Genomic DNA, 23,990 nt, shown 5'->3' on the forward strand with positions numbered 1-23,990 from the left:
TATGCAGATTCTGTTAACCGGCGGAACCGGCCTGATTGGCCGTCATCTGATCCCCCGCTTGCGCCAGCTGGGCCATGAGATCACGGTGGTGACGCGCAGCCCGGAAAAAGCACGGCAGGTACTGGGTAGCGATATTACCCTCTGGAAAGGGCTGGCTGAACGGCAGAATCTCGACGGCTTCGACGCCGTCATCAACCTCGCGGGTGAGCCTATCGCCGACAAACGCTGGACTGAACAGCAGAAGCAGCGTTTATGTAACAGTCGCTGGCAAATTACCCAGCGGCTGGTTGACCTGTTCAAGGCCAGCAATACACCGCCGTCGGTCCTGATTTCCGGGTCGGCGACGGGCTATTATGGCGATTTGGGTGAAGTGGTCGTTACCGAAGAAGAGCCCCCGCATAACGAATTTACCCACAAACTTTGCGCCCGCTGGGAACAGATAGCCTGCGGTGCGCAAAGCGATTCCACCCGCGTCTGCCTGCTTCGCACCGGCGTGGTCCTGGCCCCGAAGGGCGGGATCCTGGCGAAAATGCTGCCGGTATTTAAGCTCGGCCTCGGCGGGCCGATTGGCAATGGACGGCAGTATCTGGCGTGGATCCACGTCGATGATATGGTCAACGGTATTCTGTGGCTGCTGGATAACGATCTGCGCGGCCCGTTCAATATGGTCTCGCCTTACCCGGTGCGTAATGAGCAGTTTGCCCACGCGCTCGGTCATGCGCTGCATCGCCCGGCGGTGGTTCGCGCTCCGGCCACGGCGGTGCGCCTGATGATGGGAGAGTCCGCTGTGCTGGTATTAGGCGGCCAGCGCGCTCTGCCGAAGCGGCTGGAGGCGGCTGGCTTTGCGTTCCGTTGGTTTGACTTAGAAGATGCGCTGGGAGATGTGGTAGGTTAAGCGTAGCGGCCGGTTATGGTACTGTTATTCGCCTGTTTCCCTGCAAGGGCATGACTATGGCGATCATTACCACTCCCCGGCTCTCCCTCTCCCCGTTCGAACCCTCTGACTGGCCCTTTTTTCGCGCCCTGCGTGAAGATCCGGCGATAATGCGCTACATGGCCGCCATTGCCCCTGAGAAAGAGACGCAGCGCCTGTTTGCGCTGCGCCTGACATCGAAACATCTCTTTGTGATTCGCCGCCATGACGATCCCACCCCGCTGGGGGACATCGGCCTGCAAATCAGCGACCACCATCCTGAAGAGGCGGATATCGGTTATACCATCGTGCCCCAGGCGCAAGGCCAGGGCTACGCCAGCGAGGCGCTTCAGGCGGTGTGTGACTATGGGTTTACCCAGGCCGGCGTGAAGGCGGTCAATGCTTATGTACTGGCGGATAACGGCGGTTCAGTGCGGGTGCTTGAGAAAGCCGGGTTTGTCCGTACCCAGGTGCTGGAAAAAGCTTACGAGATTGATGGCGTGCGGTATGACGATTGGGTGTATCGGCTGGAGCCTGATGCGGCCAATTCCCCTCTCCCGTAAAGAGAGAGGGGAAAGCAAAAGGCTACTTCAACGAGCCCTTCAGGAACTGCTGCAAGCGGGCGCTCTGGGGGTTACCTAATACCTCGTCCGGATGCCCCTGCTCTTCGATCTTTCCCTGATGCAGGAAGATAACGTGGTTAGAGACGTTACGCGCAAAGCCCATCTCGTGCGTCACCACCACCATCGTTTTTCCCTCTTCGGCAAGCTGCTGCATAATACGCAGCACTTCGCCTACCAGCTCCGGATCCAGCGCGGAGGTGGGTTCATCGAACAGCAGCACTTCCGGTTCCATCGCCAGCGCGCGGGCAATAGAGACACGCTGCTGTTGGCCCCCTGACAGATGTACCGGGTATTTAATTTGCTGGCGCTCGTCGATCCCCACCTTTGCGAGGTATTTCTCCGCACGCTTGCGCGCGTCTTGTTTGCTTAAGCCCAGCACCTGAATCGGCGCTTCCATCACGTTCTCGAGCACCGTCATGTGGCTCCAGAGGTTAAAGTGCTGGAACACCATCGTCAGGCGCGTACGCAGCATCCGCAGCTGATGCTTATCCGCCACCTTCAGCTGGCCGTCTTTATCACGTACCAGGTTGATGTTCTCGCCGCTGACCACAATAGAGCCTTCGCTCGGCTTTTCGAGGAAGTTGATGCAGCGCAGGAAGGTACTTTTACCCGAGCCGGATGAGCCGATAATGCTAATTACATCGCCGGCATTCGCCTGGAGCGATACCCCTTTCAGCACTTCATGTTCGCCGTAGCGTTTGTGCAAATCGGTAACGTTTAATTTGTTCTCAGCCATCATGTTCTCAGTGCGTCGAAGTAGGTTTGATATGCTGTAACCAGCGCTTCTCCGCCTTGCGGAAGAGGCTAATCAGGACATACGAAATCATCAGATACAACACGGCCGCGATGCCGAACGCGGTAAAGGGCTGATAGGTCGCTGAGTTAATATCCCGGGCGATTTTCAGCAGATCCGGTACGGTGGCAGTAAATGCCAGTGCGGTGGAATGCAGCATCAGGATCACTTCGTTGCTGTAGGCAGGCAGCGCGATACGCAGGGCCGACGGCAGAATAATGCAGCGATAAAGTTTCACCGAGGAGAAGCCGTAAGCCCGCGCCGCCTCGATTTCACCATGGGGCACCGAACGGATGGCACCGGCAAAGATCTCGGTGGTGTAGGCACAGGTATTCAGCGTCAACGCCAGTACCGTACAGTTCAGGCCGCTACGGAAAAAGGCGTTTAACATTTCGGTGCCTTTTACAATCTCCAGCGTATACATGCCGGAGTAGAACACCAGCAGCTGCACGTACAGCGGCGTACCACGAAAAATGTAGGTAAACAGCCAGATCGGGAAGCGGATGAATTTATTGTTTGATACCCGGCCAATGGCGAGAAACACCGCCAGGATACCGCCCATCACCACGGATGAAATCAGCAGCCACAGAGTGATGGCCACGCCGGTAAAGCGATAGCCATCGGTCCAGAGCAGCGATTTCCAGTACTCCTGAATAATCTCGATCACAGGTCAGCCCTCTTCACACCCACGGAGTAGCGACGTTCGAGCAGCAGCAGTACACCATTGGAGACGGTGGTAAAAACCAGATAGATAACGCCACAAACAATGGCGAAGTAGAACGGCTCCCAGGTGCTTTTGCCGGCCAGCTGAGTGGCTTTCACAACGTCTTCCAGACCCAGCAACGAGACCAGCGCCGTGGCTTTGAGGATCACCTGCCAGTTGTTGCCGATGCCCGGCAGCGCAAAGCGCATCATGGCCGGAAACATAATGCGACGGAAGGTCTGAGAGGAGGTAAAACCGAAGGCGGTGGCCGCCTCGATATGGCCTTTGGGTACCGCGAGATAGGCGCCGCGGAACGTTTCCGTAAAATAAGCACCGTAAATGAAACCGAGGGTGATGATACCCGCCACCATAGGATCAATATCGATCTGCCCCATGCCAATGGCATCGGTCACGCCGTTTAGCGCAATCTGCAGGCCGTAGAAAATCAACAGCATCAGTACGAGGTCAGGTACACCGCGAATAAGTGTGGTATAGCCTTCGAAAATCAACGCCAGCGCGCGATTTGCCGAAAGTTTTGCCCCCGCGCCCGCCAGGCCTATCAGCACGGCCAGCACCACGGAACTGAGAGCCAGTTCCAGGGTGACCAGCGCGCCTTGTAGAATAACGCCAGAAAATCCGTACAGCATACAGCCTGCCCTGTCGTGAGTGTGGTCAACCGTGTCTTTTCCCCTCCCGAAGCGGGAGGGGGCGCACGTTATTTAGCGGGGCTTAACCGCCGTATACGTCGAAATCAAAGTACTTTTTGGCGAGTTTTTCATAGGTGCCGTCGGCACGCATCTCTGCAAAGGCTTTGTTCAGCGCTTCACGCAGCTCGTTATCTTCTTTGCGCAGCCCCATACCGGTGCCGACGCCGAAGAGCTTCTCGTCCTTAATAGACGGGCCGCCGAACTTATATTCTTTTCCGACCGGCTGCTTCAGGAAACCTTCGCTGGCCGCAACTTCATCCTGGAAGGCGGCATCGATACGGCCCGCAGTCAGGTCGGCGTAGATGTTCTCCTGGCCCTGATACGAGACGATTTCAATCCCTTTTGGTGCCCAATGTTCGTTACCGTAGGTCTCCTGAGTGGTCCCCTGCAGCACACCTACGCGTTTACCTTTCAGTGACTCAACGGTTGGCTGGATATCGGAGGATTTGGCCACCACCAGACGGGAGTCGGCTGCATAGAGTTTGTCGGTAAAGGCAATCTCTTGCTGACGTTTTTCGGTGATGGAGAGCGACGACATGATGACGTCGATTTTTTTCGCTTTCAGCGACGGAATCAGCGCATCCAGAGGGTTTTCAACATAAGAACATTGTGCTTTGATCCGTTTGCACAGCTCATTCGCCAGATCGATGTCAAAACCGACCAGTTCACCCTTCGCATTCTTCGATTCGAACGGGGCATAAGTTGGGTCAGTACCGATACGAATTTTTTGCGGAATTGCTGCAAATGCCGCGGTGGCGCTGGAAAAGGCCAGAACCAGAGAAAGTGACAATACCAATTTTTTCATATCTATCCTCAACAAACTGTCTTCTTACGGGTTTTCTACGTCGACGGGGTGTAAGTAATGTGCCATTAATCCACGCGACAAGGCAAAAGAATATGCTCGCCTTGCGCCAAAAAGTGCATCATTACTGCTTAATTATTCACTTTATAACCAGCCGGGCACATGATGTGCACTCTTCTGGTTCACGCTCACCCGCCATGCACCATAATGACCCACCATTATGGTGCATTCGCTTAAAGCCGATTAATCACCGTAGACATTGAAGTCGAAGTATTTTTTCGCCAGTTTGTCGTAAGTCCCATCTTTGCGCAGGTCGTCGAAGGCTTTATCGAAGGCCGCTTTCAGCTCAGTATCGTCCTTACGCAGGCCAATACCGGTACCGTCACCAAAGTATTTTTTGTCTTTAACCGATGGGCCTGCAAAAGCAAACTCTTTGCCCGCTGGCTGTTTCAGGAAGCCTTCGCTGGCCGCAACTTCATCCTGGAATGCCGCATCAAGACGGCCCGCCGACAGGTCAGAGTAAATCAGATCCTGGTTCTGGTAGGCCACTACATCGACCCCCTTCTCACGCCAGTTGGCATTAGCGTAACCTTCCTGCGTCGAGCCCTGCAGCACGCCCACATGCTTGCCTTTCAGCGAGTCGATGGTCGGCTGTACGGGGGAGCCTTTTGCGGCAATCAGACGCGAATCTGCTGCGTAGAGTTTTTCAGAAAACGCGATCTCCTGCTGGCGCTTCTCAGTAATGGAGAGCGACGAGATAATCGCGTCAATTTTCTTGGCTTTGAGGGACGGGATCAGCGCATCGAAATCGCTGCCTACCCAGGTACATTTCACAGACATGCGTTTGCACATCTCATTCCCCAGATCGATATCAAACCCGACGAACTCCCCTTTCGCATCTTTAGATGAGAATGGCGCATAGGTCGCATCGGTACCGATACGTACGGTTTGCGGAAGCGCTGCGTAGCTCCCTGCGGCCGCGCTTAATCCCACCAGTAAAGACAGAGCCAGAACCGTCTTCTTCATACATTTACCCTCAAGTATCGTGATTTTATTATCTGTTGTGTTGTGTGTTGCAGGCATTGTCTTGCAGGTCTTATGCCATTTTGACGTCGGTATGAAAATTCAACGTTTAATATGTTAATGAAAGGTTGCAAGAATGCCTTAATGGTGAAAGATAGCAGGTCTGCCAAACGAACCGCAGCGAGGAGAGGGCAAAAAAGGAATTAAATGTTGAGGATATGATCGCTGTTGCATAATTGCCCTGAAACAGGGCAACACGGTGTTTTATCGCACTCAGCCAGTGCACATTTTTAGCTACCCTGCCAGCGGGTAAAAAGATCGGCAGGCAGTTCAATGTCGAACTGATCGATCACGCGATTAACCGTTTGATTGATCACGTCATCCAGACTTTGTGGGCGATGGTAGAACGCCGGCACCGGCGGCATAATCACCGCGCCCAGTTCTGCCGCCTGAGTCATCAGACGCAGATGCCCCAGATGCAGCGGCGTTTCACGCACGCACAACACCAGCGGACGACGTTCTTTTAGCACTACATCGGCCGCACGGGTTACCAGAGTGTCGGTGTAGCTGTTCACGATGCCAGACAAGGTCTTAATCGAACAGGGCAGTATGACCATTCCCGATGTTTTAAACGAGCCGGAAGAGATGGTAGCGGCGATATCACGGGCGTCATGAATAACGTCGGCCAAAGACTGAACGTCGCGCAGAGAGAGGTCTGTTTCAAGGGAGAGGGTTTGGCGCGCCGCCTGGCTCATTACCAGATGGGTTTCCACGTCCGGCACGTTACGCAGCACCTGCAGTAAACGCACACCGTATATGGCACCGCTGGCACCTGAGATCCCTACTATCAGTCGTTTCATGATTTTCGCCCTTTCCAGTTCAGGGCTGACTGTGCAGGATTTTGCGAGGAGTTGCAAGCGAGGGCCACTGCCCTCGCTTGCTTCGGCGATTAGCCTTCGTTGTGCATCTCTAAGCTTTCAAGATCGTTCTGCATCTGAACCGCTTTCGCGTCGTCATTTCGCAGGGAATCGAGATAGTCGAGATACTGCTGATCGACATCTTTTGTGACGTAAATACCGTTAAATACTGAGCATTCAAACTGCTGAATATCCGGATTTTCCGCACGCACCGCCTCGATGAGATCGTTGAGATCCTGGAAAATCAGGCCGTCCGCGCCAATGATCTGGCGAATCTCGTCCACTTCACGACCGTGGGCAATCAGCTCGTTCGCTGTTGGCATGTCGATACCGTAGACGTTCGGGAAGCGGATTTCCGGCGCTGCAGAGGCCAGATAGACCTTCTTCGCTCCGGCTTCACGGGCCATCTCGATAATCTGCTCAGAGGTCGTGCCGCGTACAATAGAGTCATCAACCAGCAGCACGTTTTTATCGCGGAACTCAGCGCGGTTGGCGTTGAGCTTACGGCGCACAGATTTACGGCGCAGATGCTGGCCTGGCATGATAAAGGTACGACCCACGTAGCGGTTTTTCACAAAACCCTGACGATAGGGTTTACCCAGAATACGTGCCATCTCCAGTGCGATATCGCAGGAGGTCTCCGGGATGGGGATCACCACGTCAATATCCAGGTCTTCCCACTCACGCGCAATCTTCTCGCCGAGCTTGGTTCCCATATTCACACGGGCGCTGTAGACGGAGATTTTATCGATGAAGGAGTCTGGACGTGCGAAGTAAACATACTCGAACAGACACGGATTGCTGACCGGATTATCCGCACACATGCGGGTGAACAGCTGCCCTTTCTCGGTGATGTAAATCGCTTCGCCTGGCGCGACATCGCGCAGGAATTCAAAGCCCAGGGTATCCAGCGCCACGCTCTCAGAGGCCACCATGTATTCGGTACGGCCGTCGCCCATGTCACGTTTACCCAGCACCAGCGGGCGGATACCGTTCGGGTCGCGGAAGGCAACCATACCGTGGCCGATAATCATCGCTACGCAGGCATAAGCACCACGGATCAGACGGTTAGTGGCAGCCACGGCAGCAAAAATGTTATCTGCTTCAAGCGGATAGTGACGAAAGTTGTCCAGTTCACTGGCAAAAATATTCAGCAGAATTTCAGAATCAGAAGTGGTGTTAATGTGGCGACGCTTCTCTTCGAACAGCTTCTGGCGTAACTCGTGCGCGTTGGTCAGGTTGCCGTTGTGAGCAAGCGTGATGCCATACGGGGAGTTTACATAGAAAGGCTGTGCTTCAGAGGCGCTGGAACTACCAGCGGTAGGATAACGAACGTGACCAATCCCCATATTACCTTGCAGACGCTGCATATGGCGGGCTTCAAACACATCGCTTACCAGGCCATTCGCCTTACGTAAACGGAAGCAGTTATTTGCATCAATGGTGATGATACCCGCAGCATCCTGCCCACGGTGCTGAAGCACCGTTAACGCGTCATAAATCGACTGGTTTACCGGCATGAAACCGGCGATACCGACAATACCGCACATTCGTCTTTTCCTCGTTAAGCCACATCTCAGAACCGATCAGGTTCTGGGCAAGAAACTCGACGAGCTTTGCAGATAGTCAAAGAACCATCTGATGATGAAACTGAATTGTGGAATCAGCTGCGATTTCTGCCAGTCTTCACTTTTTGAGAACCCGGTAAAGGTATCAAGGAAGAACAGTATCGCCGCCACAATCAGCGCGCCTCGCAATGCCCCAAAACAGATGCCGAGCACCCTGTCCGTACCTGACAGACCGGTTTTCTCGACCAACTGACCTATCACATAATTGACGATAGCGCCGACAATCAACGTCGCGATAAACAGTACCGCGATGGCGATTCCGTTTCGGACCAGTTCATCTTCAAAGCCCGTGAACCAGACAGACAGGTAAGTGTAGTAATGACTGGCAACGAAGAAGGCACAGCCCCAGGTTACCAGCGATAACGCTTCACGAACAAAGCCACGGATCAGGCTAACCAGACAGGAAAAACCAATCACCGCAATGATGGCGTAATCAATCCAGACCATATATGTCCCACGATTTAACGCCCTGTCATCCAGTTCGGGGCGAATTCTAACAGAAAAAGAAAACGTTTGCGTAGGGATTTCCTTCCCATGCGTAAATAAAAAAGGCGTTGAAAAAATAGTCAACGCCTGTGGCGGGTTACGTCTCTGCGGACGGATGCCCCGGCCCTTATCGGTTAAGAAACGGGCCTATAGCGCGCATCAGTTCGCGCTATAATTCATCACCACACCGCTCAACCCTGAGAGCTGATTGAGTTCCCCCAGCGAGCCTTTTAGCTTCTCTTTTGAGGCATCAGGCCCGACGAGAATACGGGTGATTTTACCTTGTACCGGTGTACCAGGTGAAGTGTAAGCGCGATACCCCGCGCCACGGAGTTTGGCAACGATCTCGTTAACCTTATCCGCATTTTTCAGCGCGCCGAGTTGCACCACATATGCTTTGCCAGTCGGTGCGGGCTTCTCTTCCGCTGCCGGTTTCGCTGGAGGCATTTCCGTGGCTGCGGCCAGTTGGTCGCGAGTATTATCACGCTGCGGCTTCGGCTGCGGTTTCTCGGCAGGCTTCGGTTTTTGTACCGACTTTGGCGCAGGCTGTTCAGCCTGTACCGGCACGGGATCCAGTTCGCCATTATTACTGGCGGCCATGCGCGCAGGATCTATTGACGGCGCAGCGGCATCGCCCGCCTGCACCTCTTCTGCGGCGCCTTCAGGCGGCTGAGCAGGCAGGGCCTGCGTCGCGGCAGGCAGCATATCCGGCTCATCACGGTCGCCAGGTTTTGGTACCAGCGGGATCGCCGCGAACTCATCCTGATAATGTTTTTTCTGCCCGTCGAGCAGCCCCGGGAGGATGATCACCCCCAGCGCTACCAGCACAATGGTTCCTGCTAAACGGTTCTGAAACTTACTTGCCACCGGTTCTCCCCGCGTCCATCACTTCCATGACATGTGCCACCGTGTGGAACGAGCCACACACCAGCACGGTATCTTCTGGTCTGGCATCGGCCATGGCTGCATGCCAGGCCTGCTCCACGCTATCAAAGCGTTTGCCTTCGCCGAGGTGTTCCGTCAGCTGTTCGGCAGACGCGCCGCGTGGACCTTCCAGAGGAGCACAATACCAGCTATCGACCGCACTCTCCATGCAGGCCAGCGTCCCCGCAATGTCTTTATCATGAAGCATACCGATAACCGCCAGGACACGCCCGGTTTTTGGCAAGCTTTTGAGACGTCCTGCAAGGTACGCCGCAGCGTGGGGGTTATGGGCGACGTCAAGTATCACGCGCGGTGCGTCACTGACAATCTGAAAACGTCCCGGCAGTATGGCATGCTGAACGCCCTCCCGAATCGCCTGCTCGCTAACGGCCAACCCACTGGCTCGCAGTGCAGCAAGCGCGGTGGCGGCGTTCGGCTGCGGCACCTGCGGTAGCGGCAAGTTTTCGAGCACGCCCTTCGCGTCGCTAAAGCGCCAGTCGTGTTCGCTCACGGCATAATGCCAGTCAACGTCACGGCGCAGAAGCGTGGCGCCCTTCTCCTGAGCCACATCGGCGATGGTATGCGGCATATCGGGCTCCCCCACTACGGCAGGTTTGCCGGCGCGGAAGATTCCCGCTTTTTCGCGGCCAATGCTTTCGCGATCCGGACCAAGCCAGTCGACATGGTCCAGCGCGATGCTGGTCACCACGGCCACATCCGCATCCACCATATTGGTGGCATCCAGACGGCCGCCGAGACCCACTTCCAGAATGACGACGTCAAGCTGCGCCTGCTTAAACAGCCACAGGGCCGAGAGCGTTCCGTACTCGAAGTAGGTTAATGAGATATCACCGCGCGCAGCCTCGATCTCGGCAAATGAAGCGGTGTGGGCTGCTTCAGTGAGCTCCTGATTCTGTACGCGCACGCGCTCTGTGTAACGTACCAGGTGCGGGGAGCTGTACACCCCCACTTTGTAGCCGGCGGCCATCAGCACCGATTCCAGCGTACGGCAGGTCGTGCCCTTACCGTTAGTACCTGCGACGGTAAAGACAAAAGGGGCCGGTTTCAGAACATCAAGGCGCGCCGCCACCTGACTCACACGGGCAAGGCCCATGTCGATGGTTTTACTGTGCAGGTTTTCCAGATAAGAAAGCCACGCGGCCAGAGGCGACGTGGCTTGAGGGATTGGGTTCTTTTCCATGATGCGCACTTTTCAGTTACGGTGAGAAAGCAAAAGGGCAGCGCCATCTGGCCCTGCCCTTTGCAGTTATCAGGCCTCGGGTTCCTGATGCGGTACGACCACGCCTTCGCGCGGCTCATCCGGAGACGGCGATGGCAGATTCATCAGCTTCGCCAGGATGCTTGCCAGTTTCAGGCGCATTTCCGGGCGGCGGACGATCATGTCGATAGCGCCTTTCTCGATAAGGAATTCACTGCGCTGGAAGCCCGGCGGCAGTTTTTCACGTACCGTTTGTTCGATAACACGCGGACCGGCAAAACCGATCAGCGCTTTAGGTTCAGCCACGTTCAGGTCGCCCAGCATTGCAAAGCTCGCTGATACGCCGCCCATGGTAGGGTCAGTCAGGACGGAGATGTACGGCAGCCCACGCTCCTGCATTTTAGCCAGTGCCGCAGAGGTTTTCGCCATCTGCATCAGTGACATCAGTGCTTCCTGCATACGCGCCCCGCCGGAGGCGGAGAAGCAGATCAGCGGGCAGTTGTCTTCCAGCGCCTGCTCAACGGCACGCACGAAGCGCGCGCCCACGACAGAACCCATCGAGCCGCCCATAAAGGCGAACTCAAACGCCGCCGCGACAACCGGCATCTCGTGCAGCGTGCCTTTCATCACAACCAGGGCGTCTTTCTCGCCGGTCTCTTTCTGTGCAGAGGCCAGACGATCTTTGTATTTCTTGGAGTCACGGAACTTCAGCACGTCTTTCGGCTCAAGTTCGCTACCCAGTTCTACCAGAGATCCCTCATCCAGCAAGCTATGCAGGCGGTTACGCGCCGACATACGCATGTGATGGTCGCACTTCGGACAGACCTCAAGATTACGCTCGAGCTCGGCGCGGTACAGGACCTGACCGCAGCTGTCACACTTGGTCCACACCCCTTCAGGAATACTCGCCTTGCGGGTGGGGGTTATGTTGCTTTTAATTCGTTCAATCCAGCTCATTGATAACCTTTCTGCCTGAACCTGGTTCTATGCCAGTTTTGCTGTAAGGGGCGCATAATGCCATTTTTGCCCCCAACAGACCATGAATGTTGCACATTAAAACATAACAGCCCGAAACTTTGGACAAAAAAGTGGTCGAACCGCTAATGCGCCTTTACTTCGCTTGCTTTGCCGCCGCGCGTCGGTGACGAATAATCTCAATCACGCCCGGCAGGATGGACACCACAATTATCCCAACGATCAGGAGCTTAAGGTTTTCCTGAATCATCGGAATGGTGCCAAAGAAATAACCCGCGTAAGTAAAGCTGAGCACCCACAACAGGGCCCCCGTCACGTTATAGAGGGCAAAATGACGGTAGGACATATGCCCCATCCCCGCAACAAAGGGCGCAAACGTCCTGACGATAGGCACGAATCGCGCGAGGATAATGGTTTTTCCGCCGTGCTTCTCGTAAAACGCGTGGGTTTTATCCAGATAGCTGCGACGGAAAATTTTCGAGTTCGGGTTACTGAATAACCGCTCGCCGAACAACCGCCCTATAGTGTAGTTCACCGCATCGCCGACGATAGCGGCAATCAGCATTAGCACCACCATCAGGTGAACGTTCAGATCGTTGGTCTCAAGCGACGCCAGCGCGCCCGCGACAAACAGCAGCGAATCGCCCGGTAAAAACGGCGTCACCACCAGCCCGGTTTCACAAAACAGGATCACAAACAGAATGGCATACACCCAGACGCCGTATTGCGCCACCAGTTCAGCCAGGTGAACATCAATATGCAGAATGAAATCAATCAGAAAGCGAATTAAATCCATATTGTCTTAGCCTTAATTGCACATGCGCTTAGTCCGCTAAAAACAGCGGTCCCATTGGCGGCTTCGGTAGGTCAAAATGGTCCGGATAATCCACAGAGACCAGATACAGCCCTTCCGCTTTCGCCGTTGCTGCCGCCAGCGTTCTGTCCTTTGCCGCTAACAGCTCTGCAATCCAGCTCTCCGGCTGGTGTCCGGCACCCACTTCCATCAGGCTGCCTGTAATATTCCGCACCATATGATGTACAAAGGCATTGGCTTTGATGTCCACCACCACATACGCGCCATAACGACTGACGTTAATGTGCATCACGTTACGCCACGGTGTGCGCGACTGGCACTGCACCGCACGGAACGAGGTAAAATCATTTTCACCCAGCAGACTCTGGGCCGCGCGATGCATACGATCGGCATCCAGCGGCTCATAGTAATGGGTCACCCCCTGGCCTAAGACCGCGGGGCGAAGACGCTGATTGTAGATGATGTAGCGATAACGGCGCGCGGTGGCGCTAAAGCGCGCGTGAAAATCATCCGGCACATCTTTCACCCAACGCACCGCGATGTCACCAGGTAAATTCGCATTTACACCCAGCGTCCATGCCGCGTCTTTACGCACCGCAGTAGTGGTGAAATGCACTACCTGGCCCGTGCCATGCACCCCCGCATCGGTACGACCGGCACAGAAGACGCTGATGGGTTCATTCGCCACCTGAGAGAGCGCTTTTTCCAGTTTTTCCTGGACGCTGCGCACCTCATTCTGGCGCTGCCAGCCATAATATTTACTGCCATCGTACTCAATGCCGAGGGCAATCTTATGTACTGGCTTGTGTTCCACTTCTGACATCAGTACAGATACTCCTGCACCAGTTTTTCGGCGATCTTCACCGCCATCAGCGCGCCGCCGAAACGGACGTTATCGGCAACCGACCAGAACTGTACCTGTTCCGGCATACCGTAATCGTTACGCACACAGCCTACGGAAAGATGCCCGTTGCCCGTCGCGTCGCCGACCTGCGTCGGGAACTCACTCTCTTCGCTCAGAACAATATCCTCGCCGCGCGCAAAGGCATCGCGGGCCTCTTCTGCCGCCAGCGGGCGCAGCGCTTCGAAATTCACCATCTGAGCGTGGCCGTAGAAGACTGGCGACTGCACGCAGCTGGCGGAGATCATCAGCCCTTCGTCCTGCATAATTTTGCGGGTTTCATCGACAATACGGCGCTCATCAGCCACGCTACCTTCCCGATCCGGCAGGAGTGGCAACATATTGAAAGCCAGCTGACGTCCAAAGAAATCGTCTTCGTCGACAGGAATACCGTTCAGTAGCTTCGCGCTCTGCCCCGCCAGGGCATCCACCGCTTTTTTACCCCGCGCGGAGGCGGAGAGCAGGCTGGTAACAGTGATGCGCGATAAGCCGCCATCGTCGATCAGCGGTTTCAGCGCGGTAAGTAGCTGGCTGGTGAGGCTGTTCGGCACGGCAATGATGTTGCGATTGCGATAGTCGGCCAGCACAAAGGGGTTAACATCCGGCACGACCAGCGGGACATCGGGTTCAAGGGCAAACAGACCGCTCAGGTCAATGACCAGACAGCCCGCATTGGTCGCCTCTTCGGCATAGGCTGCGCTGGCTTCAACGCCCGCGGCGAAGAAGGCCAGTTGGGCCTGGGTCCAGTCGAACTGTGCGGCATCCTGTACCATCACCGATTTACCGGCAAAGCGCAGATACTCCCCCGCGCTCTCGGTACGCGCCAGGGCAAAGATCTCACCCACTGAGAACTGACGCTCGGCAAGCGTTTCAAGCAGGGCTTCGCCCACGGCACCCGTGGCGCCCAGTATGGCAATGTTCCAGCCTTCAGACATGGTGGTTTACTCCAGAAAAAAGCGTCCCTGCCGGGATCGCCGACAGGGAGCATAAAGAAGATATTAACGTACCGGATGATGAACGGCGTTGAAACCCAGCTTATGCAGCATGGACGCGGCATTGGCGTCATCACACATGATATACAGGGAAGACCATTCGCGACGCTCATGGTAATGCTTGCGCAGCTTGTCAAATTCACCCGGAATACCCGCCACTTTACGCAGCAGCGCGTCATCGCGGCGCACATCATACACTAAATGGACCAGCCTTTTTAGCGTCGACTCATCGAATGGGCCATGCAGGGTCAGGCGGCCGAACTCAGGCGTCGGTAGCAGCGTGTCGAGTGCTACCTGCTGCGCCTGGCCAATGAAGGCGCTGTAGGCCTCAAAAACCTGGGTGGTGCCGCGCGCTTTCCCCTCAAGGGTGTAGCCTGCAATATGCGCGGTGCCAATATCCACCTTCGCCAGTAATTCGACGTTGAGATCCGGCTCCGGCTCCCACACGTCCAGTACCACGCTCAGATCCTGTCCGGCGTCGAGACGGGTCAGGAGCGCGGCGTTATCCACGACCGGCCCACGACAGGCGTTAATCAGAATAGTGCCAGGCTTAAGGGCGCGGAGGAGTGCGTCGTCGACGAGGTGCAGCGATTTATAAGGACCATCTTTGAAGAGCGGGGTATGGAAAGTCAAAACGTCACACTCTGCCACCAGCTGCTCCAGCGAATGGAACTCGCCTTCGTCACCCCGATCGGCACGCGGCGGATCGCAAAGCAACGTACGTATGCCTAGCGCCTCAAGGCGTTTTTGCAGGCGACCGCCCACATTCCCCACCCCGATAATGCCCACGGTGCGATCGCGCAGGGCAAAGCCGTCGCGTTCGGCCAGCATTAAGAGAGCGGAAAAGACATACTCCACCACTGCGATGGCATTACAGCCGGGGGCGGCAGAAAAGCCAATACCGGCCTGTTTCAGCCATGTATCATCCACATGATCGGTGCCTGCTGTTGCGGTGCCGACAAATTTCACCGGCTTACCGGCCAGTAACGCCTCATTCACCTTCGTTACCGAGCGCACCATCAGGGCATCCGCGTCGTCCAGTTCCGCGACGGGGATGGGGCGACCAGCAACCGCTTTAACATCGCCCAGACGGCTGAAAAGCTCACGCGCGTAAGGCATATTTTCATCAACGAGGATTTTCACGGCTGAGTACCTGTTTGAGAGGAAGAAAACCTGCCAAGTGTGCCATAATCTCGCCGCCAGGCATACACGTAAACCCGGTTTACGGTGAGTAATGACTTTAAGGATTGATAGACGATGCAGCCCATTTCAGGCACGCCGCCGCGCCCTCCGGGTGAAGGCCCCGTAGCCCCTTCGAACGTTGGCGAACAGCCTCTCTCCACGCAGCAGCGCACCGTGCTGGAGCGCCTTATTACGCGTCTTATTGCGCTCACGTCGCAACAAAACGCGGAGGTCTGGGCCGGGGTTAAGCATGATCTGGGGCTAAAGAACGATACTCCGTTGCAATCGCGCCACTTCCCTGCGGCCGAACAGAATCTCAACCAGCGCCTTAACGCTGCGCAGCAGAATCACACTACGCGTCAGATGGTGTCACAACTGACGGAGTTGTTAAGCCAGGGGAATAACCGCCAGGCGGTGAGTGATTTTATTCGCCATGAGTTCGGACACACGGCGCTAAGCCAGTTGACGCCGGAGCAGCTAAAGACGGTGCTGACGCTTTTACAGAACAAAGAGCTGACCATCCCTCAGCCGCAACAGCGGCCCGCGACGGAACGTCCGCTTCAGCCTGCCGAGCACAACACCCTTAAACAGATGGTCACCCGGCTGGCTGCCGCTACCGGCGAGCCAACGAAGCTTATCTGGCAGTCGATGCTGGAGCTTTCAGGGGTGAAGGCGGGAGAGCTCATCCCGGCGAAACAGTTCACCCATCTGGTTACCTGGCTGCAGGCGCGCCAGACGCTGAATGCCCAGAGTGCGCCAACGCTGCACACGGTGCAGGCCGCGCTGAAACAGCCACTGGAGCCACAGGAGTTCGAGACGATACGCGACTATGCCCAGCAGAACTGGCAGGCGACGCCGCAAACGGTGCTGACGACCGCTCAGGTGCAGGATATCCTGAACCAGATCTTCGTTCGCCGTGCCGAACGTGAGAGCGGCGTGCCAGAGGCTCGCAATATTCAGCCTATTTACAGCCCGCTGTTTGCCCCGGTTGTAGAGACCTTCCGAACGCTGACTGCACGTCCGGGATTGATGTTTGTGGCGCTGATGGTCGCGCTGGCGCTGTTCTGGCTGGTGGTCTGACAGGCTTCTCCTCAAGGATGAGGAGATCCCCCGGCAGCGAGCTACCCTTTACGAAATGCCAGCAGCGTAACGACAATCCCCACGACGGCTGAAACGGCCCCTGCCAGAAATACCGACGGATAACCCATCGAGGTTGCCAGTAGCCCTGCCAGCGGGCCGGTTACGCCGTACGAGATATCCTGAAACGCCGCATAACCACCCAGTGCCGTGCCGCGCACCTGCGGCGCCACACGCTTCACCACTTCTACGCCCAGCGCCGGGAAGATGAGCGAACAACCGCAGCCGGTTAGCGCCGCCCCGAGGAGTGCAACCGAAGCCACTGGCGCTTGCCACAACATCAGCAGACCTACCGTCTCGATCGCCAGCGACGCGACGGCAACCTTCACCCCGCCAAAGCGATCCGGCATCCAGCCAAAAAGCACGCGCATCAGTACAAAAGCTCCGCCAAACGCCGTCAGGGTAAAGCCCGCCATTGCCCAGCCGCGGCTCATAAAGTAGAGCGACACGAAGGTCCCAATAACGGCGAATCCCACTCCCTGCAACGCCAGCCCCAGACCTGGCTGCCAGATCTGCCCGACTACGCTCCATAGCGATAGTCGCTCGCCTTTATGGGCAGGCACCTTTCGTACCGGGCCATTAAAGGCCCAGGCCAGCAATGGCAGTAGCATGGTGGTGCCAGCCAGCGCAGCAAAACCAAAATGGCTGTGAATCAGCAGGCCCAGCGGCGCACCCGCCGCCAGAGCACCGTAGATAGCCATACCGTTCCAGGACATCACTTTCCCGGAGCGCGCAGGGCCAACCAGCCCCATTCCCCAGGTGAGGGTCCCGGTCAGAAGCTGGCTTTCACCAAAGCCCAGAATAAGGCGACCTACAATGAGCAGCGCGAATTTCACCACTGCATCCACCGGCAGTAGCGCCGCCAGCAGCCAGGCACCGCCGGCCAGCCCACAGGCAAACATTCCCTGTAACGCCGAACGTTTGGCGCCATGCTGATCCGCCAGTCGCCCGGCGTAGCCACGGGTTAGTACGGTAGCTAAAAACTGAACACCCACGGCAATGCCGACCAAAGTATTGCCGTAACCCAGCTCCTGGTGAACAAACAGGGGGATCACCGGCAGCGGCAAGCCGACGGTCATGTAGGTGAGAAACACCGCGAAGGCGATGCGAAACAGCGAGACATTCGCTGAAGAGGTTTCATGTTGGGTTACTGCTGTCATGCTTTACTCCGAAATGAAGAGTAAGGCGGGGAGAAATGCCACGCCCCCTCTACCTGACGATCAGGATTAAGGTGCGTTGGTTGACGTTAAACGCTTACGCATTACCGTGATGATAATGTTGAGCCGGGAAGTTTGCCTGTCGGATCAGCATCTTGTCAACGTAAAAAAGGGAGCCCTGAGGCTCCCTTTTTGCAAACTGCCTGAACTTACGCGTTCAGCTTACGCATTACCAGCGTGGCATTGGTACCACCAAAACCGAAGCTGTTAGACATAACAGTATTCAGTTCACGCTCGGTTGGCGCGGTCACGATGTTCAGACCCGCAGCCTGCTCGTCCATCTCGTCGATGTTGATGCTTGGGGCAATAAAGCCGTGTTCCAGCATCAGCAGAGAGTAGATAGCTTCCTGCACGCCAGCTGCACCCAGAGAGTGGCCGGTCATCGCTTTGGTTGCAGAGATAGCCGGGCTGTTGTCGCCGAAGACTTCACGAATCGCACCCAGTTCTTTCACATCGCCTACCGGCGTGGAGGTGCCGTGGGAGTTCAGGTAATCGATTGGGGTGTCAATGCCGTGCATCGCCATCTTCATGCAGCGCACTGCGCCTTCGCCAGACGGAGCAACCATATCTGCACCATCGGAAGTTGCACCGTAGCCAACGATTTCAGCGTAGATGTGAGCACCACGCGCCAGGGCGTGTTCCAGCTCTTCAACCACAACCATGCCGCCGCCGCCTGCGATAACGAAACCGTCACGGTTTGCATCATAGGTACGGGAAGCCTGGTCAGGCGTTTCATTGTACTTGGTAGAAAGCGCACCCATTGCGTCGAACTCACAGGCCATTTCCCAGCCCAGCTCTTCGCCGCCGCCAGCAAACACGATGTCCTGTTTACCTAACTGGATCTGCTCAACCGCGTTACCGATGCAGTGCGCGGAGGTCGCACAGGCAGAGCTGATGGAGTAGTTAACGCCATGGATTTTGAAAGGGGTTGCCAGGCACGCGGAGACCGCAGAACCCATTGCTTTGGTGACGACATACGGGCCAACCGCTTTCAGACCACGCGGGCTACGCATTGCGTCAGCACCAAATACCTGCGCCTTAGACGAACCACCGGAACCGGCGATCAGACCCACACGTGGGTTGTTCTGATAAACGTCTTCGCTCAGGCCAGCATCAGCAATCGCTTCCTGCATGGAGAGATAAGCATAAATAGAGGCATCGTTCATGAAACGAACCACTTTGCGGTCGATCAAACCGGTGGTGTCCAGTTTGACGTTACCCCATACGTGGCTACGCATACCTGAATCTTTAAACTCTTCAGAGAAAGTGATCCCGGAGCGTCCTTCACGCAGAGATGCCAGGACTTCCTGCTGGTTATTACCGATGCTGGAAACGATGCCCAGGCCAGTAATCACTGCACGTTTCATTCAATACCTCTGTAAGTCGCACTAAAGTAAGTTTCGAGTCGCACAATAGCGTACACTTGTACGCCGAACAAGTCCGATCAGCCAATTTCTGCGGAAATTTGCACCCTCAGGCACACATCGCTAAGATCGTGCCACTGCCTGTCAGACGAGTAACTTACGTGAAACATAACGCTATACAACCCGCCAACCTCGAATTCAACGCTGAGGGTACACCTGTTTCCCGAGATTTTGATGACGTCTACTTCTCTAATGATAACGGACTGGAGGAAACTCGTTATGTTTTCCTCAACGGAAACCACATTCTTTCGCGCTTCCCTGACCACCAGCGCAGCCAGTTTGTGGTGGCTGAGAGCGGTTTTGGTACGGGTTTAAACTTTCTTACCCTCTGGCAGGCGTTTGCGCATTTCCGCACCGCACACCCCGACGCTAACCTGCAAAGATTACATTTCATCAGTTTTGAAAAATTTCCGCTGACCCAGGACGACTTGATCCTTTCGCATCAGCACTGGCCAGAACTCGCCCCCTTTGCAGAGCAGTTGCAAAAGCAGTGGCCCCTGCCGCTGGCGGGCTGCCATCGCCTGATCATGGACGAGGGGCGCGTCACGCTCGATCTGTGGCTTGGGGACATTAACGCGCTAACCGAAACCCTGGATGACTCGCTTAATCAGAAGGTCGATGCCTGGTTTTTAGATGGCTTTGCCCCGGCGAAAAATCCGGAGATGTGGAATAACAATCTGTTTTCTGCAATGGCGCGCCTGGTGCGCCCGGGCGGGACATTTGCGACCTTTACCTGCGCCGGTTTTGTCCGTCGCGGGTTAAAAGAGGCCGGTTTCAGCGTGCAGAAGGTAAAAGGTTTTGGCCGCAAACGGGAAATGCTGGTGGGGATGATGGAGCAGGACAACGCCTCCCCGGCCCGCGCCCCCTGGTTTGCCCGCAGCGGCAGTGAGAAACGGGAAACGGCCATTATCGGCGGCGGCGTCGCCAGTGCCCTTCTCGCGCTGGCCCTGATTCAGCGCGGCTGGCAGGTCACCTTGTACTGCGCCGACGACGCCCCGGCCGCGGGAGCGTCCGGCAATCGACAGGGGGCGCTTTACCCGCTACTTAGCGCTCACGACCCGGCCCTGAGCCGCTTTTTCCCGGCGGCCTTTACTTTCGCCCGTCGTTTCTACGATGCCCTGCCGGTTGGCTTTGATCATGACTGGTGCGGCGTAACCCAGCTCGGCTGGGATGAAAAAAGTCAGCAAAAAATCGACCAGATGCTTTCACTGGGGCTGCCGGCTCCCCTCGCCGCAGCGGTGAATGCGGAGCAGGTGCAGGAAACAACCGAGGTGGAAACCGGCTGCGGTGGCATTCAGTACCCGCTCGGCGGCTGGCTCTGCCCGGCAGAACTCACCGCAGGCGCTATCGCCCTCGCCTGCCAGCGCGGTTTACAGGTGCACTACGCCCGCACCGCAGCATCATTAACGCGTGAAGAGGCACAGTGGACGATTACCTTTAGCGACGGCCAGCGCGAGCAGCATCACGCGGTAGTGCTGGCCAACGGTGAAAATATCAGTGGGTTCAGTCAGACAGAGGCCCTACCGGTCTATCCGGTGAGTGGCCAGGTCAGCCATATCCCGGCGGCGCCTCGGCTCAGCCAGCTGCGCCAGGTACTCTGTTATGACGGCTACCTCACGCCACAGAATCCCTCCAACGGCCAGCACTGTATTGGCGCCAGTTATCATCGCGGCGAGACCGAGGCTCGCTATCGCGAAGAAGATCAGCAGCATAATCGTCAGCGCTTGCTGGACTGCTTCCCCGATGCTGAGTGGGCTAAAGAGGTGGATGTCAGCGGCAAGCAGGCCCGTAACGGGGTGCGCTGCGCCTCGCGCGATCATCTGCCGATGATCGGTAACGCGGCAGATTACGACGCCACGCTGGCGCGCTATGCCGATCTGGCAGGCAATAAAGAGAACGCCGACTCTGCGCCGGTGTGGCCCGATCTCTATCTGCTGGGTGCGCTGGGTTCGCGTGGCCTCTGCTCCGCGCCGCTGGCGGCAGAGGTGCTGGCATCGCAAATGAGTAATGAGCCTATTCCGCTGGATGCGACGACCCTGGCGGGATTGAATCCGAACCGGCTATGGGTGAGAAAATTGCTGAAAGGAAAGCAGGTAAAATAGGGGTACTTCCCTCTCCCGCGGGAGAGGGAGGGAAATGCTTAGTGCTTGCTGGCCTGCTGGAACAGGTTGTCCCACATGCCCACCACCAGAGACTGGTCGCGCGGGTTGAGTTCACCGGCCTGAATCGCTTTTTCAAGGCTGCGGCTCACCCCCTGGTGCACGGCCTGCGGAGAGTGATCGTCACCCGCTTCCAGCTCGGCAATCGCCAGCGTCAGGTGCCCACGCAGATAACCGCTGGCAAACAGTTCATCGTCACTGGCGTGCTCTACCATGTCATCAATTAACGCCAGGATGCGTGATTCAAATTCTGCGATCATCTTCTTTCCTCAATTAAGATCTTCCGGCCACGGGAACTGCTCCGCCGTTATGGCCGGTGTGTGATAATAGTTTTGCAGCGCCTGGATAAAGCGCGCCGGGCGTTCCGGTATTCCCTTATCCAGGTACGTCATGACCTGCGCATGCACGCGACGTTGAAACGCGATACGATCCGGTTCGCACTCGCCTTCCAGATTGTCGCAGCTGACGTTAAAGGGAAAACCCGCCGCGACGCAGAACAACCATTCGAGGGACTGCGGTTTCACTTCCACATCCTCAAATTGCCCCTGCGTCGCGGCGTCGCGACCGTCCGGGCAGTACCAGTAGCCGAAATCGACCTGCTCGCGGCGGGCTTTTCCGGCAATGCACCAGTGTGAGATCTCGTGCATGGCGCTGGCATAAAATCCGTGGGCAAAGACGATCCGGTTGTACGACACTTCCGCATCTGCAGGAAGATAGATCGGTTCGTCGTCGCCTTTAATCAGACGGGTATTAAAATCATCGGCAAAGCAGCCGTCGAAAATGGCGATCAGCTGTTCATATTTATGCGTACTGTTCATTAGTTCATCCCCAACCAGCTGAGGATCTCCTGTCCGTGGCTGTCATAAAGTAGTTTTGCACTCATCACCGCCGAGACGATCACGATCATCGGACGAATGAGCTGTTGCCCTTTGCTGAGCACCAGGCGCGACCCCATTCGCGCTCCAAGAAATTGTCCTGCCATCATGACAAAACCGGTTGCCCAGATCACCTTACCGCCGATGATAAACAGCAGCAGGCCGCCCAGATTCGAGGTGGCGTTGAGCATTTTGGCATGGGCGGTGGATTTAGCGAGGTTAAAACCGGCCAGGGTGACAAAGGCCAGCGCGTAGAACGACCCGGCCCCCGGCCCGAAAAAGCCATCGTAGAATCCCACGCAACCCCCGGCGATGAGGGCAAACGGCAGACCGTGCAGTCGGCGCTGGCGGTCCTCTTCGCCCAGTTTTGGCATAAGCAGGAAGTAGAGACCAATACAGATGACTAGCAGCGGCAGGATTTGACGTAAGATGTCGGACTGAACGTGCTGCACCAGCAGCGCCCCGCTCGTTGAGCCGATAAAGGTCATCAAAATATTGAGTTTCTGATCGGCAATGCTGACCACTTTGCGGCGTACAAAATAGAGCGTGGCGGAGACGGATCCCCCGCAGGCCTGCAGCTTATTGGTCGCCAGCGCTTGCGCCGGGCTCATCCCTACCGCTAACAGCGCAGGGACAGTTAACAACCCGCCGCCGCCCGCCAGGGCATCGATAAAGCCCGCCAGCATAGCGACAAAAAAAAGTGCCAGCAGCAGCAGCGGTGACACCATAAATAACTCAACGAAATTATCCATTACAGTACATGCTCGTCCAGTAGCGCCTGACAGGAAGGGGGCAGCGGAGGCGGTGTCTTCTTCTCAGGTTTAGTGGTACCCGGTTTTGGCGGTTCAAACCAGCTTTGTAACTCCATGCCACAGCCGTCGCCATCCGGAGGCAAAGGCTGATCTTCACACTCCAGGCTGTTTGCCGGGCAGCGCAGCCGGACGTGCATATGCGCGCGATGCTGGAACCACGGCCGCACTTTGCGCAGCCAGTCGCGATCGGTGCCGGCATCCTGGCAAAGACGCTGTTTAATGGCCGGGTTAACAAAGATGCGCGTCACGTCGTTGTCTTTTGCCGCAAGCTTGATCAGGCTAAATACCTCTGGAGTCCAGAGCGACGGCACCACGTTTTTGCCGTCACGCGCCACCAAATCCAGCGCCTGGGGCTTTAATAATTGCGAAGACGTCCAGCGTGTTTTAGGGAGTTGCAGGAAGATATCGACATCCAGCCCGGTCTGGTGGCTGGCGTGGCCGCCATTGAAGCGCCCGCCCGCTGGCATCCCCATATCGCCTATCAGCATCGTTCCCAGCCCGAGAGTGTTAACCTGAGTACCCAGACGTTCGATAAACGAGACCAGATCCGGATGGCCGAAGTAACGCCGCTGATCGGTGCGCATGACTTGATACGTGCTGGATTGCAACGGCAGCGCTTGCGCGCCGACGATACAGCCATTCGAGAAGGCGCCAATAGACTGCGCGCTTCCCGCCACCGGATGGGTAATCTTCTGCCACGGCGTCGCTGCCAGGCTGGCTCCGCTGGCAACCAGCGCCAGCAGAGCAATTGCGGTTTTTTTCAT

25 protein-coding genes are annotated in these 23,990 nt (G+C 56.4%); 4 read left to right on the plus strand and 21 right to left on the minus strand.

Going from position 1 to position 23,990, the window contains the following annotated elements; translation table 11 throughout:
• The first annotated feature begins 1 nt into the window (after position 1).
• Together WFN75_RS11345 and WFN75_RS11350 are read left to right on the plus strand one after the other, a co-directional pair.
• On the plus strand, positions 2–895 hold the full coding sequence (locus tag WFN75_RS11345) for a TIGR01777 family oxidoreductase (protein ID WP_046884676.1): 894 nt from the start codon (positions 2–4) through the stop codon (positions 893–895).
• 56 nt (positions 896–951) lie between these two features.
• On the plus strand, positions 952–1,476 hold the full coding sequence (locus WFN75_RS11350; protein WP_046884675.1) for a GNAT family N-acetyltransferase: 525 nt from the start codon (positions 952–954) through the stop codon (positions 1,474–1,476).
• Between the two features lie 22 nt (positions 1,477–1,498).
• Here the strand turns inward: WFN75_RS11350 and hisP are convergent, their stop codons facing one another.
• From hisP to pdxB, 15 genes are all read right to left on the minus strand, one after another.
• Positions 1,499–2,272, minus strand: coding sequence for a histidine ABC transporter ATP-binding protein HisP (hisP, locus tag WFN75_RS11355; RefSeq protein ID WP_040074647.1), 774 nt, complete (start codon positions 2,270–2,272; stop codon positions 1,499–1,501).
• Positions 2,273–2,279: 7 nt separating this feature from the next.
• Positions 2,280–2,996 (minus strand): histidine ABC transporter permease HisM, encoded by a 717-nt coding sequence (gene hisM, locus WFN75_RS11360; protein ID WP_040074646.1) that lies wholly within the window; start codon positions 2,994–2,996, stop codon positions 2,280–2,282.
• Positions 2,993–3,679 carry a histidine ABC transporter permease HisQ gene (locus WFN75_RS11365; RefSeq protein ID WP_040074645.1) on the minus strand — a complete coding sequence of 229 codons (687 nt, stop codon included), beginning with the start codon at positions 3,677–3,679 and terminating at the stop codon, positions 2,993–2,995. Before WFN75_RS11365 ends, hisM begins: the two co-directional genes overlap by 4 nt.
• An 82-nt stretch (positions 3,680–3,761) precedes the next feature.
• The gene (gene hisJ, locus WFN75_RS11370; protein WP_207292154.1) at positions 3,762–4,544 is read right to left on the minus strand and encodes a histidine ABC transporter substrate-binding protein HisJ; all 783 of its coding nucleotides are present in this window, start codon (positions 4,542–4,544) and stop codon (positions 3,762–3,764) included.
• 240 nt (positions 4,545–4,784) lie between these two features.
• Positions 4,785–5,567 (minus strand): lysine/arginine/ornithine ABC transporter substrate-binding protein ArgT, encoded by a 783-nt coding sequence (gene argT / locus WFN75_RS11375; protein ID WP_040074643.1) that lies wholly within the window; start codon positions 5,565–5,567, stop codon positions 4,785–4,787.
• A 287-nt stretch (positions 5,568–5,854) separates the two neighbouring features.
• Complete coding sequence (locus WFN75_RS11380; protein WP_040074642.1) at positions 5,855–6,424, minus strand: UbiX family flavin prenyltransferase; 570 nt, start codon at positions 6,422–6,424, stop codon at positions 5,855–5,857.
• A gap of 89 nt (positions 6,425–6,513) precedes the next feature.
• Entirely contained in the window at positions 6,514–8,031 is a 1,518-nt protein-coding gene (gene purF / locus WFN75_RS11385) for an amidophosphoribosyltransferase (RefSeq protein ID WP_040074641.1), read from the minus strand.
• 36 nt (positions 8,032–8,067) lie between these two features.
• Positions 8,068–8,556: a colicin V production protein gene (cvpA, locus tag WFN75_RS11390; protein WP_040074640.1), complete on the minus strand. Its 489-nt coding sequence runs from the start codon at positions 8,554–8,556 to the stop codon at positions 8,068–8,070.
• Between the two features lie 198 nt (positions 8,557–8,754).
• Positions 8,755–9,462 carry a cell division protein DedD gene (dedD, locus tag WFN75_RS11395; protein ID WP_336996175.1) on the minus strand — a complete coding sequence of 236 codons (708 nt, stop codon included), beginning with the start codon at positions 9,460–9,462 and terminating at the stop codon, positions 8,755–8,757.
• Positions 9,452–10,720 (minus strand): bifunctional tetrahydrofolate synthase/dihydrofolate synthase, encoded by a 1,269-nt coding sequence (gene folC / locus WFN75_RS11400; RefSeq protein ID WP_336996176.1) that lies wholly within the window; start codon positions 10,718–10,720, stop codon positions 9,452–9,454. Before folC ends, dedD begins: the two co-directional genes overlap by 11 nt.
• 69 nt (positions 10,721–10,789) lie before the next feature.
• Entirely contained in the window at positions 10,790–11,695 is a 906-nt protein-coding gene (gene accD / locus WFN75_RS11405; RefSeq protein ID WP_040074637.1) for an acetyl-CoA carboxylase, carboxyltransferase subunit beta, read from the minus strand.
• A 154-nt stretch (positions 11,696–11,849) separates the two neighbouring features.
• Positions 11,850–12,509, minus strand: coding sequence for a DedA family protein (locus WFN75_RS11410; RefSeq protein WP_040074636.1), 660 nt, complete (start codon positions 12,507–12,509; stop codon positions 11,850–11,852).
• Between the two features lie 28 nt (positions 12,510–12,537).
• Positions 12,538–13,350: a tRNA pseudouridine(38-40) synthase TruA gene (gene truA, locus WFN75_RS11415; RefSeq protein WP_046884671.1), complete on the minus strand. Its 813-nt coding sequence runs from the start codon at positions 13,348–13,350 to the stop codon at positions 12,538–12,540.
• Positions 13,350–14,363: an aspartate-semialdehyde dehydrogenase gene (locus tag WFN75_RS11420; protein WP_040074633.1), complete on the minus strand. Its 1,014-nt coding sequence runs from the start codon at positions 14,361–14,363 to the stop codon at positions 13,350–13,352. Before WFN75_RS11420 ends, truA begins: the two co-directional genes overlap by 1 nt.
• 63 nt (positions 14,364–14,426) lie before the next feature.
• Positions 14,427–15,563, minus strand: a complete 1,137-nt coding sequence (pdxB, locus tag WFN75_RS11425; protein WP_336996177.1) for a 4-phosphoerythronate dehydrogenase PdxB — start codon at positions 15,561–15,563, stop codon at positions 14,427–14,429.
• A gap of 114 nt (positions 15,564–15,677) precedes the next feature.
• On the opposite strand from pdxB, the gene flk reads away from it, so the two are divergent.
• The gene (gene flk / locus WFN75_RS11430; protein ID WP_212477659.1) at positions 15,678–16,682 is read left to right on the plus strand and encodes a flagella biosynthesis regulator Flk; all 1,005 of its coding nucleotides are present in this window, start codon (positions 15,678–15,680) and stop codon (positions 16,680–16,682) included.
• 41 nt (positions 16,683–16,723) lie between these two features.
• Here the strand turns inward: flk and WFN75_RS11435 are convergent, their stop codons facing one another.
• Complete coding sequence (locus WFN75_RS11435) at positions 16,724–17,899, minus strand: MFS transporter (RefSeq protein ID WP_336996178.1); 1,176 nt, start codon at positions 17,897–17,899, stop codon at positions 16,724–16,726.
• 206 nt (positions 17,900–18,105) lie between these two features.
• Positions 18,106–19,323 (minus strand): beta-ketoacyl-ACP synthase I, encoded by a 1,218-nt coding sequence (fabB, locus tag WFN75_RS11440; protein WP_207292159.1) that lies wholly within the window; start codon positions 19,321–19,323, stop codon positions 18,106–18,108.
• A 158-nt stretch (positions 19,324–19,481) separates the two neighbouring features.
• On the opposite strand from fabB, the gene mnmC reads away from it, so the two are divergent.
• The gene (gene mnmC, locus WFN75_RS11445; protein ID WP_336996179.1) at positions 19,482–21,482 is read left to right on the plus strand and encodes a bifunctional tRNA (5-methylaminomethyl-2-thiouridine)(34)-methyltransferase MnmD/FAD-dependent 5-carboxymethylaminomethyl-2-thiouridine(34) oxidoreductase MnmC; all 2,001 of its coding nucleotides are present in this window, start codon (positions 19,482–19,484) and stop codon (positions 21,480–21,482) included.
• 38 nt (positions 21,483–21,520) lie between these two features.
• On the opposite strand, the gene WFN75_RS11450 is transcribed toward mnmC, so the two are convergent.
• The 4 genes from WFN75_RS11450 to mepA are packed head-to-tail and all read right to left on the minus strand — an operon-like array spanning position 21,521 to position 23,990.
• Positions 21,521–21,799: a YfcL family protein gene (locus tag WFN75_RS11450; protein WP_040074625.1), complete on the minus strand. Its 279-nt coding sequence runs from the start codon at positions 21,797–21,799 to the stop codon at positions 21,521–21,523.
• 9 nt (positions 21,800–21,808) lie between these two features.
• A complete protein-coding gene (locus WFN75_RS11455; RefSeq protein WP_046884667.1) occupies positions 21,809–22,357 on the minus strand; it encodes an elongation factor P hydroxylase in 549 nt (182 codons plus the stop codon).
• On the minus strand, positions 22,357–23,166 hold the full coding sequence (locus tag WFN75_RS11460; RefSeq protein ID WP_040074622.1) for a sulfite exporter TauE/SafE family protein: 810 nt from the start codon (positions 23,164–23,166) through the stop codon (positions 22,357–22,359). The genes WFN75_RS11455 and WFN75_RS11460 overlap by 1 nt, the downstream gene beginning before the upstream one ends.
• Positions 23,166–23,990, minus strand: a complete 825-nt coding sequence (gene mepA, locus WFN75_RS11465) for a penicillin-insensitive murein endopeptidase (protein WP_212477651.1) — start codon at positions 23,988–23,990, stop codon at positions 23,166–23,168. The genes WFN75_RS11460 and mepA overlap by 1 nt, the downstream gene beginning before the upstream one ends.

The sequence above is a fragment of the Leclercia sp. UBA7405 genome (assembly GCF_037152215.1).
GTDB classification, from domain to species: Bacteria; Pseudomonadota; Gammaproteobacteria; order Enterobacterales; family Enterobacteriaceae; genus Enterobacter; species Enterobacter pneumoniae.

What these genes read in the sequence shown, in the direction of transcription:
- mepA (WP_212477651.1), bottom strand. Translation starts at nt 23,990, where the DNA reads ATGAAAAAAACCGCAATTGCTCTGCTGGCGCTGGTTGCCAGCGGAGCC.
- flk (WP_212477659.1), top strand. Translation starts at nt 15,678, where the DNA reads ATGCAGCCCATTTCAGGCACGCCGCCGCGCCCTCCGGGTGAAGGCCCC.
- WFN75_RS11460 (WP_040074622.1), bottom strand. Translation starts at nt 23,166, where the DNA reads ATGGATAATTTCGTTGAGTTATTTATGGTGTCACCGCTGCTGCTGCTG.
- WFN75_RS11380 (WP_040074642.1), bottom strand. Translation starts at nt 6,424, where the DNA reads ATGAAACGACTGATAGTAGGGATCTCAGGTGCCAGCGGTGCCATATAC.
- hisJ (WP_207292154.1), bottom strand. Translation starts at nt 4,544, where the DNA reads ATGAAAAAATTGGTATTGTCACTTTCTCTGGTTCTGGCCTTTTCCAGC.
- WFN75_RS11450 (WP_040074625.1), bottom strand. Translation starts at nt 21,799, where the DNA reads ATGATCGCAGAATTTGAATCACGCATCCTGGCGTTAATTGATGACATG.
- accD (WP_040074637.1), bottom strand. Translation starts at nt 11,695, where the DNA reads ATGAGCTGGATTGAACGAATTAAAAGCAACATAACCCCCACCCGCAAG.
- WFN75_RS11435 (WP_336996178.1), bottom strand. Translation starts at nt 17,899, where the DNA reads ATGACAGCAGTAACCCAACATGAAACCTCTTCAGCGAATGTCTCGCTG.
- purF (WP_040074641.1), bottom strand. Translation starts at nt 8,031, where the DNA reads ATGTGCGGTATTGTCGGTATCGCCGGTTTCATGCCGGTAAACCAGTCG.
- WFN75_RS11345 (WP_046884676.1), top strand. Translation starts at nt 2, where the DNA reads ATGCAGATTCTGTTAACCGGCGGAACCGGCCTGATTGGCCGTCATCTG.
- argT (WP_040074643.1), bottom strand. Translation starts at nt 5,567, where the DNA reads ATGAAGAAGACGGTTCTGGCTCTGTCTTTACTGGTGGGATTAAGCGCG.
- fabB (WP_207292159.1), bottom strand. Translation starts at nt 19,323, where the DNA reads ATGAAACGTGCAGTGATTACTGGCCTGGGCATCGTTTCCAGCATCGGT.
- WFN75_RS11350 (WP_046884675.1), top strand. Translation starts at nt 952, where the DNA reads ATGGCGATCATTACCACTCCCCGGCTCTCCCTCTCCCCGTTCGAACCC.
- folC (WP_336996176.1), bottom strand. Translation starts at nt 10,720, where the DNA reads ATGGAAAAGAACCCAATCCCTCAAGCCACGTCGCCTCTGGCCGCGTGG.
- truA (WP_046884671.1), bottom strand. Translation starts at nt 13,350, where the DNA reads ATGTCAGAAGTGGAACACAAGCCAGTACATAAGATTGCCCTCGGCATT.
- WFN75_RS11365 (WP_040074645.1), bottom strand. Translation starts at nt 3,679, where the DNA reads ATGCTGTACGGATTTTCTGGCGTTATTCTACAAGGCGCGCTGGTCACC.
- WFN75_RS11410 (WP_040074636.1), bottom strand. Translation starts at nt 12,509, where the DNA reads ATGGATTTAATTCGCTTTCTGATTGATTTCATTCTGCATATTGATGTT.
- WFN75_RS11455 (WP_046884667.1), bottom strand. Translation starts at nt 22,357, where the DNA reads ATGAACAGTACGCATAAATATGAACAGCTGATCGCCATTTTCGACGGC.
- hisP (WP_040074647.1), bottom strand. Translation starts at nt 2,272, where the DNA reads ATGGCTGAGAACAAATTAAACGTTACCGATTTGCACAAACGCTACGGC.
- WFN75_RS11420 (WP_040074633.1), bottom strand. Translation starts at nt 14,363, where the DNA reads ATGTCTGAAGGCTGGAACATTGCCATACTGGGCGCCACGGGTGCCGTG.
- cvpA (WP_040074640.1), bottom strand. Translation starts at nt 8,556, where the DNA reads ATGGTCTGGATTGATTACGCCATCATTGCGGTGATTGGTTTTTCCTGT.